The sequence below is a fragment of the Leisingera coralii genome (assembly GCF_049056525.1).
GTDB lineage: Bacteria > Pseudomonadota > Alphaproteobacteria > Rhodobacterales > Rhodobacteraceae > Leisingera > Leisingera coralii.
The window spans coordinates 1-14,636 of the sequence record NZ_JBHUPT010000067.1 but is presented as its reverse complement, the minus strand read 5'-3'; the positions used below and the strand labels follow the sequence as shown (position 1 = coordinate 14,636).

At 64.1% G+C, this 14,636-nt stretch carries 9 protein-coding genes and 1 pseudogene; 7 read left to right on the top strand and 3 right to left on the bottom strand.

Annotation, left to right across the window (positions count from 1 at the left end; genetic code table 11):
- Window positions 1–127: 127 nt before the first annotated feature.
- Window positions 128–2,353 carry an ATP-binding protein gene (locus ACFMBG_RS19695; protein WP_421056378.1) on the top strand — a complete coding sequence of 742 codons (2,226 nt, stop codon included), beginning with the start codon at window positions 128–130 and terminating at the stop codon, window positions 2,351–2,353.
- Window positions 2,350–2,991 (top strand): heme oxygenase-like domain-containing protein, encoded by a 642-nt coding sequence (locus ACFMBG_RS19690; protein WP_421056377.1) that lies wholly within the window; start codon window positions 2,350–2,352, stop codon window positions 2,989–2,991. Before ACFMBG_RS19695 ends, ACFMBG_RS19690 begins: the two co-directional genes overlap by 4 nt.
- Before the next feature lie 349 nt (window positions 2,992–3,340).
- On the opposite strand, the gene ACFMBG_RS19685 is transcribed toward ACFMBG_RS19690, so the two are convergent.
- Both ACFMBG_RS19685 and ACFMBG_RS19680 read right to left on the bottom strand, forming a co-directional pair.
- On the bottom strand, window positions 3,341–5,584 hold the full coding sequence (locus ACFMBG_RS19685) for a methyl-accepting chemotaxis protein (protein WP_421056376.1): 2,244 nt from the start codon (window positions 5,582–5,584) through the stop codon (window positions 3,341–3,343).
- A gap of 621 nt (window positions 5,585–6,205) precedes the next feature.
- A complete protein-coding gene (locus ACFMBG_RS19680; protein WP_421056375.1) occupies window positions 6,206–8,008 on the bottom strand; it encodes a methyl-accepting chemotaxis protein in 1,803 nt (600 codons plus the stop codon).
- A 320-nt stretch (window positions 8,009–8,328) separates the two neighbouring features.
- On the opposite strand from ACFMBG_RS19680, the gene ACFMBG_RS19675 reads away from it, so the two are divergent.
- Window positions 8,329–8,778: an Lrp/AsnC family transcriptional regulator gene (locus tag ACFMBG_RS19675; RefSeq protein ID WP_421056374.1), complete on the top strand. Its 450-nt coding sequence runs from the start codon at window positions 8,329–8,331 to the stop codon at window positions 8,776–8,778.
- Between the two features lie 51 nt (window positions 8,779–8,829).
- Here the strand turns inward: ACFMBG_RS19675 and ACFMBG_RS19670 are convergent.
- A pseudogene (locus tag ACFMBG_RS19670) lies at window positions 8,830–9,303 on the bottom strand (DDE-type integrase/transposase/recombinase).
- A gap of 203 nt (window positions 9,304–9,506) precedes the next feature.
- Between ACFMBG_RS19670 and ACFMBG_RS19665 the strand changes: the two are divergent.
- The 4 genes from ACFMBG_RS19665 to ACFMBG_RS19650 form a co-directional block, all read left to right on the top strand.
- Window positions 9,507–9,758, top strand: a complete 252-nt coding sequence (locus ACFMBG_RS19665) for a helix-turn-helix domain-containing protein (RefSeq protein ID WP_421056373.1) — start codon at window positions 9,507–9,509, stop codon at window positions 9,756–9,758.
- Window positions 9,758–11,068 (top strand): type II toxin-antitoxin system HipA family toxin, encoded by a 1,311-nt coding sequence (locus ACFMBG_RS19660; RefSeq protein ID WP_421056372.1) that lies wholly within the window; start codon window positions 9,758–9,760, stop codon window positions 11,066–11,068. Before ACFMBG_RS19665 ends, ACFMBG_RS19660 begins: the two co-directional genes overlap by 1 nt.
- Before the next feature lie 121 nt (window positions 11,069–11,189).
- Entirely contained in the window at window positions 11,190–13,811 is a 2,622-nt protein-coding gene (locus ACFMBG_RS19655) for a cation-translocating P-type ATPase (RefSeq protein ID WP_421056371.1), read from the top strand.
- A 127-nt stretch (window positions 13,812–13,938) separates the two neighbouring features.
- On the top strand, window positions 13,939–14,636 hold a 698-nt coding region (locus ACFMBG_RS19650; protein WP_421056370.1), incomplete at its 3' end, for a universal stress protein.

The following is a 14,636-nucleotide window of genomic DNA, read 5'->3' as shown; positions in this document are numbered from 1 at the left end:
AGGACCCGCCGCTCCTGACCCGGCCGGCCATCCCGGATTCGGCAGTGCCGGGAGAATACACGTTTAGCGTTAATTGTTGATTCACGCTCGCCTTTTAGGTTGTGGCTGGTCCAGCGAGGTATTGCTCATGAACCTTTCTCTCTCTCGTTTCTTTGAACGTACGCCGGCGTCCACCCTCGATACTTGCGACCGCGAGCCGGTCCACCTGATGGGCATGGTCCAGAAAGGCACTGGCTTGCTGGTCCTTGACCACCGCGACGGACGCGTTGTCGGCGCCTCGGAGAACCTGCAGGAAATCCTGGGCAAACCGGCCGAGGCCTTGCTTGGCGCCGGTGTTGAGGTGCTGTCGGAGGAAATAGCCGAACAGCTGGCGGAACTGGCGGACAGCCCGCGCATTTCCCACGAAGTTCTGGACGCGCAGATCGAGGCAGGTGACGCGGTCTATGACGTCGTGACCCATGCCCATGCCGGCCGCCGCTTCGTCGAGTTCATCCGCAACGAAGCGCCCTCGCCGGCACTGGTGCGCAAGCGGATGCGGCGCTGCGGGTCGGCCTGTTCGCAGATCATGGGCGCGGTGACCTTCGAGGAGGCGATGCAGGTCGCTGCCAATGCCGTGCGCGATCTGACCGGTATGTCCCGGGTCAAGGTCTACCGGTTCCTGCCCGACTGGTCGGGCGCGACGATGGCGGAATCGCGGGACGGCCGGATGGTGGCCATGCTGGGAATGCACTTTCCCAATACCGATATCCCCAAGCAGGTCCGGGAGCTGATGAGGATCGTGCCCTACCGCTTCGTGGGGTCGGTTCAGGATGAGAATGTCGCGATCCGGGCGCTTGAGGATCAGGCCGGCGAACTGGACATGACATGGTCAATGGGGCGCGCAGTGTCCGAGATGCACACCGCCTATCTGCGCAATATCGGCGCGTCTTCGTCTTTCTCCTGCAGCCTGCTGGACAAGGGCAAACTATGGGGGTTGATTGCCTGCCATCATGTCGAAGAAGCGATTGTGCCTTCGGACAGCTGGACCCTGGCACAGGAAATCGCCACCGCGCTCATGCTGCGCTACGATCAGGCGCAACGCACCGAAACCGCTGACATGATCTCGCAGTTGCGGCGGATCGAAAGCAGCTTCGCAGCCGAGCTGCGCCAAACCGGCGATGTCGAGGACGTGATTAAAACACTTGTCCCGGTGCTGCAGAAGTTCCTGCGCGCCGATGGCTTCGCTTTTCAATATGGGCTCAACCTTCATACATCAGGAGAGACGCCGCCGCCGGAGTTCATCCGCGATCTGATCCGATGGACCAAGGACAACCTGAGCGGTGAAGACCAGTTTCAGACGATTTCGCTGCAGTCCATCTATCCCGAATCGGCGCCTTACAAGGACTCCGCCTGCGGGGTGCTGGTTCAGCCGATCGTTGTGCACCGGGTCTGCCAGCTGCTTTGGTTCCGCGGGCCAATCACGCAAAAGGTGACATGGGCCGGGCGCCCGGATGCCAAGATGGTGGCGGATGAAAAGACGGGTGTCACCTTGGGGCCGCGGACGTCCTTCGACAAATGGGTTGATGAACACGACGATCAGAGCCTGCCCTGGGAGGAAGCCGAACTGCAGGCGGCGCGCGAAATCTTCCAGGAGTTTCTGGACATTATCTCATCCCAGCTTCTGCTGAAGGAGGAAAATTCATCGCTGCGCCGCTTTGCGCATATGGCGGCGCACGACCTCAAGGCGCCGTTGCGGGGAATAAGTTCGGCGCTGCAATGGATGGAAGAGGACGAGGCGGACCCCGAAAGCGTGGAAGAGCACCGGCACCTTGCTGCGCAGCAGGCGCAGAAATTGCAGCGGCTGACCGAAAGCCTGCTGGAATTGGCTGTCCTGCAGGAGCAGAAACCGAAAATGATGAATGTGGACCTCGGCCCGCTGGCGCAGCAGGCCAGTGAACTGCTGAATCATGACATTTCGTCGGCGGCCGCTGAAATCCGGATCGGTGTACTGCCGTCCTGCGTTGCGGCGCCGGACCTGCTGATCCGGATTTTCCTGAATCTGATCGGGAACGCGCTCAAATACGGCCGTTCTGAAGAAAGGCCGCTTCAGATTGCAGTTACGGCGGAGGAAGACTGCAGCTGTCATCGCATTCTGATTGAGGACAATGGCCCCGGCATCCCGCCGCAATATGCCGAGCGGATCTTTGAACCGTCCCAGCGGCTGGTGACGGATGACAAGGCCGAAGGATCCGGTTTCGGCCTGTCGATCTGCGCCGAAATCGCCAAGTTGCATAACGGGCGCATCTATGCCGACAAGGCCTTTGAGGCCGGCGCACGCTTTGTCATGGAATTGCCGAAGGTTCCGCTGCAATGACGCGCCCTGAAGACGCATCCGGAGTGCCCGCACGCCTGTGGCTTCGTGAGGCAACGCACCGCCTGCATCTGGACTTGCACGCGCATCCGCTCTACCGGCGCTTGCCGGAGCCGGACCTTACCTATCAGGAGCTGAGGGCAACCGCAGCGGTGACTTATTCGGCGGCGGGTGTGGTCGAGGCCAGCCGTGACCGCCGGCAGATCTGGCCGGAGCTCTCCCTTTCCGACCATCTCCAGGCGCTGGAGAGGGACCTGGGCGATACGGAGGACCTGACGCCGCAGCCCGGACAATCGCATTTGGGCACTGAGGCGGGCCTTCTCGGGGCGCTTTATGTCATCCATGGGTCCGCTTTCGGAGCGGCGTCGCTTGCCAAGCCGGTCAGACGCGCTGTCCCCTCCGCCCCCAAGTCCTTTCTTATGCCCCGCGAAGCGGAGGCCTGGCGGTTCCTGTGCCAGTTGCTTGACGCTGTGTCTGCCGCCGATTTCCCGTTGCTGGCAGAGGGGGCAAAGGAAGTATTCCACAATTACAAGCGGCTGGCCGATTTTCAGTTGCAGATCTGCCGTGCCTCCAGCCCCCTCGGGCTCTTCAAAGGCATTCCGCTTGCCGGCGCTCCGGCTTGGCCGGCAGCCTCAAGGTAAGCGTCCTGTCCGGCCGGCTCGCCGGAACGACGCCAGACGGAGGATGCTCAGCCTGGCGTTAACGGTCGCGGCACCAGCAATGTCCGGGAGTTGGCTCTCCGGACAGCTGCCGGTTTGGGGTGCAAACAGGGGCACCCTGCGCATGGCCTGCTATGAGCGGGCAGTGCAGTGAGCGATCTCTGCGGGTGCCCATAGCGACAGTGTCCAAGCCTCTGGCCGAACAGGACGCCGGGGCTGAAACCGGCCAAGGGTGCGGGTGTCTATCGCCTAAAGGCGCCGCAGCTTCCCCCGTGGGAAAGCATTCCAAGTGCAGAGGGCGCCGGCCGCCAGCTGTTTGCGGCCGGCAGGATCAGGCACTCAGCCGTTGCGGCGCAGCGTGACGGGCTGCAGGGCTGGCGCTGCCGAGATCGAAGCTGCTGACGATTCCGGTCAGGCTGTGCGATTCATTCTGCAGCAGCTGGCTGGCCGCCGCAGCTTCCTCTGCCATGGCCGCATTCTGCTGGGTCATGCTGTCGAGCTGATGCATGGCGCCGTCAATTTTCTCCAGCCCGCGGGACTGGGCGCGCACGCCGTCAGCAATGTCGGTGACCAGGCCGGACACTGCCGACACCTGCTCGATGATGCTGGTCAGCGCATCGCCGGCGCGGCCGACCATCGAAACCCCATTGGCCACGTGTTCTTCGCTGGCGCTGGTCAGCCCCTTGATCTGACCGGCCGCATTGGAGGCCCGCTGCGCCAGCGCCCGCACTTCGGAGGCGACCACGGCGAACCCGGCTCCCGCCGGCCCCGCACGCGCGGCCTCCACTCCGGCGTTCAGCGCCAGCAGGTTGGTCTGGAAGGCAATATCGTCGATCATGTTGATGATCTTGGAGATTTCCGACGAGGCTTCCTGGATCTGGTCCATTGCCTCCACCGCCGAAGTCACCACCTCTGTGCTTTGCTCCGCTTCGCTGCGGGCACCGCGCATGGTTTCGTCCATCTTGCCCGCCCGTTCCGCAGTCGAGCGGATTCCCTCCGTCAGTTCGCGGATGGCGCCGGCGGTCTCCTCCAGTGTCGCCGCCTGGCTTTCGGTCCGGTGCGCCATTTCGGTGGCGGCGCCGCGCTGCTCTTCGGAGAAGCGCCCGACATTCTCAGCCGCGCCGACAACCTGGGCCATCGAACTGCGGAGTTTCTCGAGGCTGCGGTTGAAGTTTTCCCGCAGCGCCTCGTACTGGCCCGCAAACGGCGCCTGGATGTCACAGGCCAGGTTGCCGCGCTGCAGTTCGGACAGCGCCGCGCTCATGCTGTCGACCACCGCCGCAGTATGGCGCGCGGCCTCCACTTCGCGTGCCGCGGCCGCGTCCGCGTCTTTCAGCTTGCCGCGGAAGCTGTCGAGGCTGCGCGCCAGGTCGCCCAGCTCGTCTCCGCGGTCGCGGCCGTCGATTGCGGTATCGTAATTGCTGTCCGCCAGCGCGTTGGTGGCTTCGCGCAGGGCATGGATCGGCCGGGTGACGCTGCGCGCTGCAAGCCAGGAAACGCCGATGGCCGCCAGCAGCGCCGCACCGGTCAGCCCGGCTGCGGTCAGGCGGATCCGCTCGACCACGGCAAAGGCGGCGCGCTCATCGGTTTCCAGCACCAGCGACCAGTCAAACCCCGGCAAGTCCAGCGGCATCGCCAGGGCTATGGCGCGCTCGCCGAGAGAGGAGGCCACTGCCTCGAACTGGCCCGCCTCCCGGGTCTTGGCGGCCTGGATCTGCGGTGTGTCCGGCATAGCCTTGAGCACCGGAAACAGCCCGTCGACCGAAGACGGGCTGCGGGCCAGGCCATCGCTGCTGACGACAAAGATGTTCTGATGGGTGCCGCCCGACAGGTTGCTGGTCAGCGCGTTGACCACGCCTGCCGTGCCCAGCTGCACCGCGATAACCCCGACCACCTCCTTGCGTTTGGAAAACACCGGGGCGGCCATGAAGGCGGCGACGCCGTCCGCACTATGGCTGTAGGCGGAAAAATCTGCCGCAACCACGGTGCCCGCCTCTGCCTGCAGCGCGGCCTGAAACACCTGGGCCAGCCCGCTGCTGCTGCCGGGCTGAATGTCCGTCAGGAAGTCACCCTGCTTCTTCACCGAATAGACCACCTGCCCCTTGGCGCTGATCAGGTAGAGATCCTGATAGCCGTTGAGGCGCAGGCTTTGCAGGAAGGTCGGGTGATAGGTGACATGCGATTGGTTGTAATAGCTGCCGTCGCCCGCGTCCGTCAGCTTCTCCCGCTGGTCGGCGGGATGCGGGTTCGCCTCGGCATAGGTCTGTTTCAGATAGGCGATAGGGTCGTCTTCCTCGACCATGCCGATCACCCGCTCAAAATTGCCGATCGCCCGGAACACCGCCGGCTGGCCCGCCAGGCTCGATACATCGGAGCGCGCGGCCTTGATCAGGAACTCCAGCGCTTGGGCGCCGGACTTGGCCTCGATCTCCTGCGCGGCAAAGGCGTTTTCGCGGATACTGCGCTCAGCCATTGAGTAGATCAGCAGCGACACGGTGACGAGGAACGCACCGGTCAGCGCCACCATGATCAGCGGCAGTTTCAGTTTCAGCGGCAGTTTCGTGGTCCGGGGCATTGGCGAAAGTCTCCTGCAGTCGGCGGCGCCCCCGGTTGCAGGGGGCGTATACAGGAGTGTTAATCAGGAAAATCCTGAGAAAGTGTGTACCGCAACGCCATCGCAAATAAAGATTTTTGGAATAAGGGGGAACATACTGCCGCAAATTTGAAGCTTGGGCGTTTCGAAGACTAAGAGATGTTCCACCTTATTATTATCGGCATTTGGCTTGTATCTTTCGGGCGGGTTCGGAGTCCGGTGACGCAAACCGTCCATCTAGGACACATTCGCATTTGATGTTTCTGCAGGAGCGCTGCGGAGTGTTCGGGTACTGGCCCGCAGGCTGCGCCAGAGTTGGCGTAACCTTCTGGAGATCACCCAACTGCTCGCCGGGGTCATTGCCTTTTGGTCGGAGCCGTCGTGGATAGAACCGCGTGTGCGCCGCCGGGCTGCAGATGGGGCTATTTCCGGGCAGGCTGCTGGGAACGGATGTTATGGCAGTCGCGGTCACTTCCGGCCGGCAGGCGCCGGGCCGCGTCATGGACGGCTTTAACTAGGCCTAGCCGCACAAGCCGGGTTTTCCTGGCTTTCGCAATTCAGCTCAGAACAATGGCCGCTGCAAGAGGTGCCCGGGGTTCGGGTTCAGAAATCCTGCCAGAGATTGCGGGCGGCCGCTGCGGGGGCTGGGCTGGACTCGATCTCCCAGGTGTCCTCCCCATGCGCCGTTGGCCGGGGCGGAGCGGCCGGTCCGGCAGCAGCGGCCGCTGGACTGCCGCCTGCGGCACGGAACCCGGCAACCAGCTCCGCCAGCTTGGTAGCATCGGAGTTCAGCATGTGGCCGGCCGCGGTGGCCTGCTCTACCATCGCTGCGTTCTGCTGGGTCACCTGGTCCAGCTGGGTGACGCCAGCGTTGATTTCACTCAGCCCGGTCGATTGTTCGGCCGCGCCTTCGGCAATGCCGGACACCAGCTGCGAGATCTGGGTGACCCGCTCGACGATGCTTTGCAGCGCGCCGCCGGCCTTGCCGACCAGATCGACCCCCTGCTGCACATTTCTGGAGCTGTCTCCGATCAATGTCTTGATCTCGGTGGCGGCATCGGCAGAGCGCTGCGCCAGCGCCCGTACTTCAGATGCGACGACCGCAAAGCCCTTGCCGGCCTCGCCTGCACGGGCCGCCTCGACACCTGCGTTGAGCGCGAGCAGGTTGGTCTGGAAGGCGATGTCGTCGATCACGCCAAGGATCTTGGAAATACGGTTCGAGCTCTGCTCTATCTCGGCCATCGCGGCTACGGCGTCCTGCACCACTCCATGGTTGCCCTCCGCCTCGGCCCGGGCCTCCTCCATGGTGGCCTCGACGCTGCGGGCGCCCTCGGCGGCGGATTTCACCGACGCGGTCAGCTGATCCAGCGCCGCGGCGGTCTGCTCCAGCGTGGCCGCCTGGCTTTCGGTGCGGTGCGACAGGTCGTCGGAGGCCTGGCTGATCTCGGCGGCGCCGCTGCGGATGCTGCTGGAAGCCTCCACAACTTGAGCCACGGTGGAGCTCAGCGTGCTGGCGGTCAGATTGAAGTCCTTTCGAAGCCCGTCGTGCTCCTCCGGGAAGGGGCCGGTGATCTGGTACGTGAAGTCCCCCTTGGACAGGCGCGAAAGACCGGTCCGCAGGGCATCGACAACGTCCCGCTGCTGCTGCTCCGAGTGCGATCCGCCGTTTTCTTCCTGCGCGGTCCGGGCTGCCTTCAAATCTGCCTGTATCGTAATAATTGCCCGGTGAATTGCACCGATTTCGTCGTTCCGTTTTGCGTCCTCACATGGGTGGTCCAGATCTCCCGCGGCAACAGCCTGGATGCCCGCGCTGGTCTGCCTGAGCAGCCGGGAGAGAGAATGGGCCGCAAGGAAGGCTGCCGCCAGAAGGAGCCCGCTGCCAAGTGTCAGACCGGTGAGGATCCAGCGTGCCGTGCCAGCTGAGGCCAGGAGAGGCCCGGAGATATCCTGCCGGGATTCGATGACAACAGGCACGTCCCCGCCCTCTGCCGCAATCCGGCCGGCCACCGCAGCCCGCAGCAAGGTTTCTCCGCCCCGGGTCTCTGACCTGACGAATGAGCCTTCGGGATTGCTGCTCAGGTAATCCCAGGCCGCCTGCATGAATTCATCCACCTCCCGGCTGGCCAGCTGAGAAACGGGATCGAGGCTGTAGAGTGAGAAGGAGATCTCGCGTTCGCCGTTCAAGGCATCAGACGCTATCGTGTCACCGCCAGCATAGCGGGCATAATTTCCGTGGAGCGACCTGATTTGACTGACCGTCTGCAAGGCGGCTTGCGATGCAGTGCTGATGGTGTTTCGTTCGATGGCCTGCGGAATTGTGAGCCAGCCTGCCAGAAGGCACAGAAGCAAGACAAGGGAAGCCGGAATGGTCAGCTTGAATTGCAGGGATTTTAAACCGTTACTCATAGAACACTCCGCGACAACCGCTGGTCACTGCTCGCGCCGGACAGAAACGGTACCCGGCCCGCGCCTGGAGGCCGCGGACCGGGCGCTTGATTTTGTGAGTGTTCCGCGGATGCCCTAATAATCCGGTAACGAAGGCCGGGCGGCGGCCTTCGATCGCGTTAAAAGATCGAAAAATCTGAAAATGCAGCCGCAGGCTTAAGTCAATCGGGGCCTTAGGCAGGACTGGCGCTGCCTGCCGGCCACGCGGGCAGGGCGCAAATTTGCTGGGGAAATTGACGAAACAAGTTGTCAAACCGGCCGCACCGGACGAAAACTCGGCCATGGATGACAAAGACCACGACATTCTGCGGCTGATCCAGGCCAACGCGCAACTGACCGCCGAAGCCATCAGCCACGAGGTAGGGCTGTCCGCGCCCGCGGTTCAGAAGCGGCTGAAAAAGCTGCGCGACACCGGGGTGATCGAGAAGGAAATCGCCATTCTCTCTCCGGCCCGGCTGGGGCGGGAGATGACGGTGATCGTGCAGGTGGTGCTGGAGCGGGAAAGCCGGATGCATCTGGATGCCTTCAAGCGCAAGATGCGCAAGGCCCAGCAGGTTCAGCAATGCTATTACACCACCGGCGAGGCCGACTTCATCCTGGTGGTCATCGTCAAGGATATCAAGGAATACGAAGCCTTTACCCAGGAGTATTTCTTTGACGAGTCCAATGTCAGCCGTTTCACCTCCTCGGTGGTGATGGACCGGGTGAAAGTGTCTCTGGACATCATTTAATCCGGGGGCTTTGTCAGGTTGTTGTCGCGCGAACAAACCATTGGCTGACCGTCAGCAATCAGGCCATCCGCTCTTTGGCCTTCCTGTCCACAGGCCGAGCGCATCGGAGCTCGCATGGCGGTGGGATCCGGCGGACAGGCGGTGGCGGCTGGGGGAAACAAGTTGGCGATCTGATCGTGTACGGATAGAAATCGCTGTGCCCGGCGCGGGGATTTGAAACGGCCCATGACCTTCTTGCGCGGCTGAATGTGCCGATGAGACGCCTCGCTCCGGTTGTTCAACCCTTTGTGCTGGCGGTGTTCTGTGCCGGACGCTCCGGCCAGCATTGGCGGCAAACTGGAAGCCGAACCGGTTCACCCAGTCACGGATCGGCTCATACGAAACCATTACACGACGTTCCGCCATAAGGTGCTCTAGGTCGCGCAGGCTCAGGGCGAGTCTGTTGCAGGCCCGTACGGCCCAGCCAATAACGCTCCGCGGAGAACGGAAGCCTTTGATCCGGGACAAGTCTTTTATTTTCAGCATGGAGGAAGAGCATGCAGGCGTTCAAACTCCAATAGCCTGACAATGCCGCAACGGGTCATGACCGGCGGCCCCGGTTTCTGGTATGAGCCGGAGTTCATAGAGACATAACATGATCTAAGTGTTATATTTTTCATTTATGATCCATAGAGCATATTGACGGAAAATGATCCTGTGATCATATTTGTCGCGAAAGGATCATGCCAATGGACCAGATTGCCCGCACCACCAAGGATATCGGCACCGTGTTGCGCAATGCGCGCAAGGCGCAGGGGCTGACGCAGGGCGAGCTGGCCGCCCGCGCAGGCGTCTGGCAGCGCACGGTGTCGAACATCGAGACCAGCAGCAGCGGTGCCAAGCTGGAGACGGTCTTTGATCTGCTGGCGGCGCTTGACCTCGAACTCCACATCGTGCCGCGCAGCAAGATGAAGCCCGGCGATCTGGAGGATATTTTCTGATGGGGCGCAAGCGCACCTATGCGCCTCTGGACGTCTACATGAACCGCCGCAAGGTGGGGCAGTTCTTCCGCGAGCCGGACGGGGCCTTTGCCTTTGCCTATGCGCCGGAATGGCTGGCGTGGGAAAACACGCTGCCGGTCTCGCGCTCGCTGCCGCTGCGCCCGGACCGCTATGCCGGGCCGCCGGTGATTGCGGTGTTCGACAACCTGCTGCCCGACGATGACGCTATCCGCCGCCGGGTGGCTGAACGGGTCGGGGCGGACGGGCTGGATGCCTACAGCCTGCTGGCCCGGATAGGGCGCGACTGCGTAGGGGCGCTGCAGTTCCTGCCCGAGGGAGAGCTGCCGCAGGACAGCGACACCCTGACGGGCGAGCCGCTGAGCGACGGGGAGATTGCCGCGTTGCTGAAGGATCTGGGGCGCACGCCGCTGGGGATCCGGCGGGAGCGGGATTTCCGGATTTCCGTGGCGGGCGCACAGGAAAAGACCGCGCTGCTGTTCCACGGCGGCCAGTGGATCGAGCCCGCCGGCACAACGCCGACCACGCATATTCTGAAACCTGCGATCGGAACCTTGCCAAATGGCATGGACCTGACAGACAGCATCGAGAACGAGCATTTCTGCCTGCGGCTGATGGCGGGCTTCGGCCTGCCGGCGGCGCGGACGGAGATTGCGGAGTTTGCGGGCACCAAAGCCTTGGTGATCGAACGCTTCGACCGGCTGCGGGCGCGGGACGGGCGGCTGCTGCGGCTGCCGCAGGAGGACTGCTGCCAGGCGCTGTCGGTGCCGCCAACACGCAAGTACCAGAATGAGGGCGGTCCGGGTATCGTCGAGATCTGCGGCCTGCTGCAGGGCAGCGACGAGCCGCTGCGCGACCGGGCCAATTTCTTCAAGGCCGCGGTCCTGTTCTGGCTGATCGGGGCGACCGACGGCCATGCCAAGAACTTCAGCATCGCGCTGATGCCGGGCGGGCGGTTCTCGATGACGCCGCTGTATGACGTGCTGACCGTGCAGCCGTCGCTGGATGCGGGGCAGCTTCAGATCAAGGACATGAAGCTGGCGATGCGGGCCGGCAAAAACCGGCATTACCGGGTTTCGGACATCGCGGGGCGGCACTTTGCAGAGACCGGGCTGGCGGCCGGATTTTCCCGCGAGCAGATCGGGCAGATCTTCCACGAGATCGGCGCGCAGGGGGACGCGGCTTTTGCCGCGGCGCTGGCGGAGATGCCGGCGGAGTTTCCCGAAGCCTTGGCGGCGTCGGTGAAGCGCGGGTTTGATCAGCGGCTGCCCCGGCTGCTCGCCAGCGTGTAACGAGGGCCGGGCATCAAACGCCGCATGGCCAGCACTGAGGCAAACTCTGTAGCGTAAAAGCGCCGGTTGACACGGGCGCCTGAAATCGGCTGCCGTAAACCGGAGCCGAGGGGCGGAGCGGATGGCGGACACGGAACAGCATGGCAGCGGCCTGGCACTGACCGGGCTGACACAGCAGGAGGCAGAGGCCGCCCGCAGCAAATACGGCTGGAACGAGCTGCCGAGGGGCAAGCGGGCCGGGCCGCTGCTGGTGTTCCTCCGCCAGTTCAGCAATTTCCTGGTGGTGATCCTGATTGTGGCCGGGATCATCGCCTTTACCCTTGGCGAATATGCCGACACGCTGGCGATCGCGCTGGTGATTGCGTTGAACGGCCTGTTGGGGTTTGTGCAGGAATGGCGGGCGGAGACCGCGCTGGAAAGCCTGCGCAGCATGCTGTCGCCGCAGGCGCTGGTGCTGCGGGACGGACGCGAGCGGATGATCGAGGCGCGGGAGCTGGTGCCTGGTGATCTTATCATCCTGGAGGCCGGTGCCCGGATCCCGGCCGATGCGACGCTGCAGGAAGCCGCCGGGCTGCGGGTGGATGAAAGCGCCCTGACGGGCGAATCCGTTCCCATCGACAAGGCCCCCGGCGCCGAGGCCGCGGAGGTTTACGCCGGAACCGTGGTGGCCGCGGGGCGGGCGCTGGCGGAGGTCACGGCCACTGGCGCGCATACCTCATTCGGGAAGATTGCGTCGCTGACGGGATCGGTCGGCCTCAAGAAGACCAACCTACAGGTTCAGCTGGGCCGCCTGGCCCGGCAGCTGGGGTTTGCTGCCCTCGCCATTGCCAGCGCCATTCTGGCGCTTGGGCTCTATATGGGGCGCGATACGGCGGAGATGTTCATGACCGGCCTGTCGCTGTCGGTGGCGATGGTGCCCGAAGGGCTGCCCGCGGTGGTCACCATCACCCTGGCGCTGGGGGCGGCGGCGATGGTGCGCCAGCAGGCGCTGGCCCGCCGCCTGCAGGCGGTGGAGACGCTGGGGGCGGCGTCGGTGATCTGCACCGACAAGACCGGCACGCTGACAGAAAACAAGATGACGGTGACGCAGGTCTGGACCTTGGACCGGATCTATCAGGTCACTGGCACTGGCTACGATCCGACGGGTCATATCGCCTATGAGGGCGCGGTTGTCGGGGCCCGGGACGATGCCGTTCTGGCGGAGGTTCTGGAAGCCGGGCTGACCTGCACCCATGCCAGCCTGCACCGCGAGGGCGATCATTGGGAGATGACCGGCGCCCCGACCGAGGGCGCGCTGGTCACCCTGGGCTACAAGGGCTGGGCGGATCCGCCGCTGCCGGACGCTGTGGCGGCGGAAATCCCCTTCAGCAGCGAGCGCAAGCGGATGAGCGTGCTGGTGAAGAGCGGCGGCGGGGCAAAGGTCTTTACCAAGGGCGCGCCGGAGCAGGTTCTGCGGATCTGCAGCCAGGTGATGACCCAGGACGGCCCGCGCAGCCTGGGCGCTGAGGAAGCGGCCAGCATCACCGAAGCCTATGAAGCGATGGCGGGGCAGGGGCTGCGGGTGATTGGCCTTGCCTCGGGCGCGGCGGAAGGCGGGACAATCGCGGAAGAAAACATGACGTTCCTGGGGCTGGCCGGGCTGATCGACCCCCCGCGGCCCGAGGTGCGGCCTGCGATCGATGCTGCCCGGTCTGCCGGGATCCGGGTTATCATGATCACCGGCGATAGCCCACTGACCGCGCAGGCGATTGCCGGCCAGCTGGGCCTGCCGCCCGCCAGGACGGTCACCGGCGATGAGCTGGAAGCGATGGAAGACGCCGAATTGAGCCAGCTTCTGCAGGGGGAGGTGCTGTTTGCCCGCACCCGGCCTGCCCACAAGATGCGGATCGTGTCGGCGCTGCAGGCGCAGCATCAGATCGTGGCGATGACCGGTGACGGCGTGAATGACGCGCCGGCGCTCAAGAAGGCGGATATTGGCGTCTCGATGGGGGTGCGGGGGACCGATGTGGCCAAGGATGCCTCGGACCTGGTGCTGCTGGACGACAATTTCGCCACCATCGTGCGGGCCATCGGCGAGGGGCGGCGGCAGTTCGGCAATGTGCGCAAGTTCGTGCGCTACCTGCTGTCATCGAATGCAGGTGAAGTCATCGCCCTGCTGATCAACATCCTGATCGGCGGGCCGCTGATTTTCCTGGCGACCCAGATCCTGTGGATGAACCTGGTCACCGATGGGGTGACGGCGGTGGCGCTGGGGCTGGAGAAGGGCGAGCCGGACGAGATGGAGCACCCGCCGCGCCGCAAAGACACGCCGATCGTTGGGAAAGCCGGTTTGCTGACCATTCTGGCCCTGGGGCTATATACCGGGCTGGCGAGCCTGTGGCTGTTTCTGCATCTGCTGGACGGGAACGAGGATCTGGCCCGCACCGCGGCCTTTACCGCGATGGTGATTTTCGAGAAGGCCAGCGTCTTTGCCTTCCGCTCGCTGCATCTGCCGTGCTGGCGGATCGGCTTTTTCACCAACCCGTTCCTGCTGGCCGCGCTTGCGGTGACCATCGGGGCGCAGGTGGCGGCAGTGTACTGGCCGCCGCTGCAGGTGCTGCTGCACACGGTGCCGCTGCAAGGGGAGCACTGGATGCTGATCGGCCTTCTGGTGCTGCCCATCCTGCTGGTGCCCGAGATCCTGAAGACGCTGCGCTATTTCGCCAGCCGCCGCCAAGGGGGAAGGGCTGTCGCACAGGCCTGAATGATTGGGGGCCTGAATGATCGGGGGCCTGATTGATCGGGATCATGGCATCCGCGTGCAGACCTGATCTACTGATCAGCGCGGTGTGCATGCCCGCCTGCCGCGATCCATTTGCCGGAGGCCCGCCATGCAACGCAGAACATCTCTTTTTGTGCTCAGCAGAGACACCAGCGATGCGGCGGTCACCGCCGCGGCTGAGGCTGCCCGGGATCAGGACGTCTATCTGGCCTGCCTGCTGCTGGAGACCTTGCCCGCCCGGCCCTACTTCATGTCCGGCGCAACTGCCTTTGGCTCGGCGGCGATGCCGGCGGATTGGGTCGACCGGTTCGCGGAGTCGAAATCGGCCATTGAAACCCGGGCCGCCGGAATTAACGGGCTGCTTGCCCAAAGCGGCTGTTCCGGCGATGTTCAATATGCGGTGTCTGCGGGGGCGGAAATCCGGCTGCTTTGCGCGCAGCGCGCAATGTCCTGCGACATTGCCCAGTTCGCCGAGGGTGTACGGGAGAACGACGAAGTCTTCCGGGAGGCGCTGCACGGCCTCCTGTTTCAGTCGCCGGTTCCGGTGATTGTGAACAGCTCTCCTTTTGCCAGCTGCAGCCGCATCTTTCTGGCCTGGAACAGCAGTCTGGCCGCGTCCCGCGCGGCCCATGCGGCGCTGCCCTGGATGCGCCGCGCGCAGGAGGTCGTGATCGGGTGCTTTGACCCGGATCTGACCGACGAGCGGGACGGGGAAGACCCCGGCACGGATGCCGCGGCATGGCTCAGCCATCACGGCTGCAATGTGACCGTGTCGCAATTCCCCAGCGGCGGGCGTGACGTTGGCCC